4 protein-coding genes are annotated in these 3,845 nt (G+C 66.1%); 1 reads left to right on the top strand and 3 read right to left on the bottom strand.

Annotation, left to right across the window (positions count from 1 at the left end; genetic code table 11):
• Positions 1–222: 222 nt before the first annotated feature.
• From ACIRST_RS42360 to ACIRST_RS42350, 3 genes are read right to left on the bottom strand one after another with little or no spacing between them, the layout of a single operon-like run.
• Positions 223–807, bottom strand: coding sequence for a hypothetical protein (locus ACIRST_RS42360; RefSeq protein WP_402810127.1), 585 nt, complete (start codon positions 805–807; stop codon positions 223–225).
• The gene (locus ACIRST_RS42355; RefSeq protein WP_402810125.1) at positions 804–2,558 is read right to left on the bottom strand and encodes an alpha/beta hydrolase; all 1,755 of its coding nucleotides are present in this window, start codon (positions 2,556–2,558) and stop codon (positions 804–806) included. The genes ACIRST_RS42360 and ACIRST_RS42355 overlap by 4 nt, the downstream gene beginning before the upstream one ends.
• The gene (locus ACIRST_RS42350) at positions 2,559–2,876 is read right to left on the bottom strand and encodes a hypothetical protein (protein ID WP_402810122.1); all 318 of its coding nucleotides are present in this window, start codon (positions 2,874–2,876) and stop codon (positions 2,559–2,561) included. It lies immediately after the preceding gene.
• A 598-nt stretch (positions 2,877–3,474) separates the two neighbouring features.
• Between ACIRST_RS42350 and ACIRST_RS42345 the strand changes: the two genes are divergently transcribed.
• Positions 3,475–3,630: a hypothetical protein gene (locus ACIRST_RS42345; protein ID WP_402810119.1), complete on the top strand. Its 156-nt coding sequence runs from the start codon at positions 3,475–3,477 to the stop codon at positions 3,628–3,630.
• Positions 3,631–3,845: the final 215 nt, after the last annotated feature.

The raw sequence follows: 3,845 nt of genomic DNA, 5'->3' as shown, positions 1-3,845 counted from the left end.
GCCCCTGATCTGCGTTTCCGCAGATCAGGGGCTGTTTTCTATCCTGTGGCTGGTGCAGGGTTCGAACCTGCGTAGCTTGCGCGACAGATTTACAGGCCGCTGACCAGGCACGCTCTGACCTGGGAACTCTTCACCCCGGGCCGGATCTGGTCCGCACCTGGTCCGGATCACCGGCGGGCTGCCCGCCCTTAGAACCTAACCAGACCCCCGTCTCCTGCTGGATCAGCGCGACCAGTACGGGTCCTCGGTCAGCGTCACCGCTTCGGTGGTCGATCCGTCAGGGGCTCCACTTGGGCGGCTGAACGGGGAGAGATGCACATACGAGCCAAGGCTGACGCGCAGGGTTGCGCGCCCGTCCGACGAGATGTCCAGCTGGATCTCGCTGCCGTCCCCAGTCGTTGCCTTGACGGCGGACGCTGCCTTGGTGGAACGAGTTGTCCGGTAGCCGAGGTGCTTCCATCGAGCCTCGACCTTGTCCGACAACTCGACGGCCTTGGAGGGGGAGATCCGGGTCACGATCTGGCCGGTCTCGTTGATGTGATGCTTGTCGACTTCGTCGTTGAGCCCGGTGTCGTACTGTTTGCCCTCGATCAAGCCATAGGCCATCCGAACAGGCGGTTCGACGCCGGAAGTGGTCGCTTCCAGCATTTGGTCGAGCTTCGTCACCCCCTCGCGCATCGGCATGTCCGCGGGTTGACGTACGTCCCACCAGCCGTAGGCGATCCAGCAGGCGAACCCTGCCAACAGCAGCACGGTGACACCCAGCACCCGCAAGCAACCGCGGCGAACACCGCCTTCCCCGCTCATCGGGGCGGTACCGTCACGACACGGTCGCCGTGACCGCTCACGACCTGGGCGATGGCCTGCAGGGACTCGTTCGGTTCGATCGTCCCGTCGGGGTGGCGGACGATCACCGAAGTCTTAGTACCGTCCGGGTTGTACGCCTCCTCCTCGCGGGCGTCGAAGTAGACGGAGTGCGCCGGGATGTCACCCGTCACGGCACCCGTCCACCCCTTGTCCGGTCCGTCCGGAGCAGCGAACCGCTTCGCCCCGAACTCGCCGCTGGCCGGATCCGTGCCGAACCACACCGTGTTGGGGTCGGTGGTCAGGTCAGGGAGCTGCGCCACCTTGTCGTTCTTGGCCGCGGCCGCGAAGACGTGCCCGTCCTGGACGCCGAGGTCGGAGGCCTTGTGGACGTCCATCCCCGGGCTGCCGATGATCACCACGTCGTCGGAGTACAGGCCGCCCGGCTGCTTGGACGCCTCGCCGGCGGTCAGGGACCCGTAACTGTGCGCCACCGTCGTGACATGGGCGGGTACCGCGCCTTCATGCGTGGCGCGCAGGCTCTGCATGAACGCGCTGTACGCCTTGCCGCCCTCCTTTGCCTTACCGGTGTCCGTGACGGCGAGGTCGTTGGTGACGTCGCTGCCGTTGATCTGGGGCGCGTCGTAACCGAGCCACACGATGGACGCGTTCTTCTTCGTGGGGTCGTTCTGGGTGGCCGCGTCGTAGATATTGCGCGCACGCTGGACGTCGTTGTTGACGAAGTGCCCGTTGAGCATGGTGTTCAGCCCCGGCACGTACGCCGACACGTTGTCCGCGGTGTCCGGATTGCCGTAGGAGACGATCGCCCGACCGTGGGACTCCATGCCGACCCCGAGGAGGAACATCGGAGGCTGCTTGGTCTTTGGGTCGGCGTCGTTGAGATGGGCGTCGTTGGCGGCGAGCTTGTCCCGAAGCGCCTTCAGGCCCTCCAGCTTGCCGTCGTCGTAACCCGACCTGTGCGGCTTCTCCTCCAGGTACTTGATCATCCCGTCCAGCTGCGCCCGATTGGCCTTGTCCCGCACCTCCGAGGGGATGCCGTTGCGACCGCCGAGGAGGTCGGGATGCAGGGTCAGCATCTTCTGCTGCTCGTCCGGGGTCAGCCCCTTCCACCAGGCGTTGACCTCGGCGGCGGTGGCATCCTTGCCCGGCCACCCGAGGCTCCTCAGCCCCTCGTCAAGGGAGTTGACGGCGTCGAGCTGGATCTGCGCCGCCTCGGGGTTGAGCCCGTCGAAGGTCGCCAACTGGGCGATCGCGTTGAGGCGTAGCGCGACCTTCTGATCGACCGCGTCCGCTTCGGATATCGCCTTACTGATCCGCTCGGCCAAGGCGCTGGCCCGCTTCGGGGCGTCGTAATCGGTGTCGTGCTGCTCCGCCTGGCTCGGTTTGGGATACGTGACCGACCCGTCGGCACCGACCGTGAACTCCGCTTTCCGGGCTTCCTCCAACGCCTCGACCAGCTTGGACTGTGCGAGCTCGAACGCCTCGGCGGCATGGCGCAGCAGCGCGCTCGTCGCCTGCATCGCCACGTACGAGCCGTCCAGCGAATTGTTCGTCTGCTTCAGCTTGGTGCTCGCGGCCTTCCCGGCGGTCCCCGACCAGTTGGTGCCGACCCAGCGGGAGGTCTCCTTCACCGCCTCGAAATGGGCGTGGTTGGCCTTCCCTAGGGAGTCATACGCATTGGCGAGAGCGGCCAGACGCGAGGGCTGCGCGTTTTCCAACTGGTACAGGTCCATCTACTTGCCCCCGTAGGCGAGGCTCTTTTGGACGGCCTCGTCCACGCCGTCATAGTTGTTCGCCGCGGTGATCATGTTGTTGCCGTTGTCGCCGATGTCCTTGGCGAGTTGGCGCTGTCCCTTCTCCCACGCAGCCGTGCACGCCGTGATCGCGGCGCCGGAGAGCCAGCCGCTCAGACCGGCCGCGGCCTCGTCCGAGGGCTTGTGCACCCGGGCCAGTTCGGCCGGCATCTGCTCCGCGATGTCATGGCACTGATTTCCGACCTTCTTCAGGCCATTGGTGTCCACCTTCAGCGCGGCGCCGCTCTTACCGCTCACTCGTCACATCCGTTACACGTGGGTTCGATTGATCCGGCGGACTCAATCGAATCAAGGGCCGAGCGGTCGCACCAGAGTACGAATACTCAGCTGTCGCGGATTCGCCAGGCGACACGAACGCCGGGCGACGTGGGCCGATGCCCTGGCCAGGGGCACGTTCGAGCCGGTCAAGAGCAAGACCGACACGCCGGACAAGCTGCTCGTCCGGCGCGCGCTCTACGGCTGGGCCTTCAACGTGAACCGCTGGACCGACGAGCCGCCGACCGACGTCGCCAAGGCCTAGGCCTAGGTGGCGCGGAACTCCGTGGACCTGTCCGAGCTGGCGGACCCGAAGATGGTCCGCCGCATGCTCGCCGCCATCTCGGTGAAGCTTGGTGAAGCTGTTGCGATAGCACATCGAGCAGCACGGCACGGCGCCGGACGGCCGGCTGTTCCGGACGTTCCGGAACGGCATGGTGCAGAAGAGCGCACACGGCGCCGTATGGGCCGCGGCACGGGCCGAGGTGTTCAGCGAGGAGGAGCGGGCCACACCGCTCGCCAAGCGCCCGTACGACGCCCGGCACGCCGGGATCTCGTCTGGCCGGCCTCCGGTGCGCCGGTGGCCGAGTGTGCCCGGCAGGCGGGGCACAGCATCGCCGTCCTGCTCCGGGTCTACGCCAAGTGCATCCACGGCGACGAGGACCACGCGAACCGACTCATCACCGAGCGGCTCCAGCGCCGGGCTGCGGCCCTGCCGACGTTCAAGGAGCCGTGATCTTTGGTCCGCACCTGGTCCGGAACCGCTGGTCAGGGGCGGGATTCGGGCGGAATGAAGTAAGACAAACCACCCATAACAACCATCTGCCGTAGGAACGTGTTCCAATACAACGAAACAGCCCCTGATCTGCGTTTCCGCAGATCAGGGGCTGTTTTCTATCCTGTGGCTGGTGCAGGGTTCGAACCTGCGTAGCTTGCGCGACAGATTTACAG

The sequence above is a fragment of the Kitasatospora sp. NPDC101447 genome (assembly GCF_044767225.1).
Taxonomy (GTDB): Bacteria; Actinomycetota; Actinomycetes; order Streptomycetales; family Streptomycetaceae; genus Kitasatospora.
The sequence above is the reverse complement of the archived record's forward strand: the minus strand, read 5'-3'. Positions and strand labels throughout refer to the sequence as shown.

Bases quoted from the DNA above. Each gene is read 5' to 3' on its own strand.
- ACIRST_RS42355 (WP_402810125.1), bottom strand. From the start codon at position 2,558: ATGGACCTGTACCAGTTGGAAAACGCGCAGCCCTCGCGTCTGGCCGCT.
- ACIRST_RS42360 (WP_402810127.1), bottom strand. From the start codon at position 807: ATGAGCGGGGAAGGCGGTGTTCGCCGCGGTTGCTTGCGGGTGCTGGGT.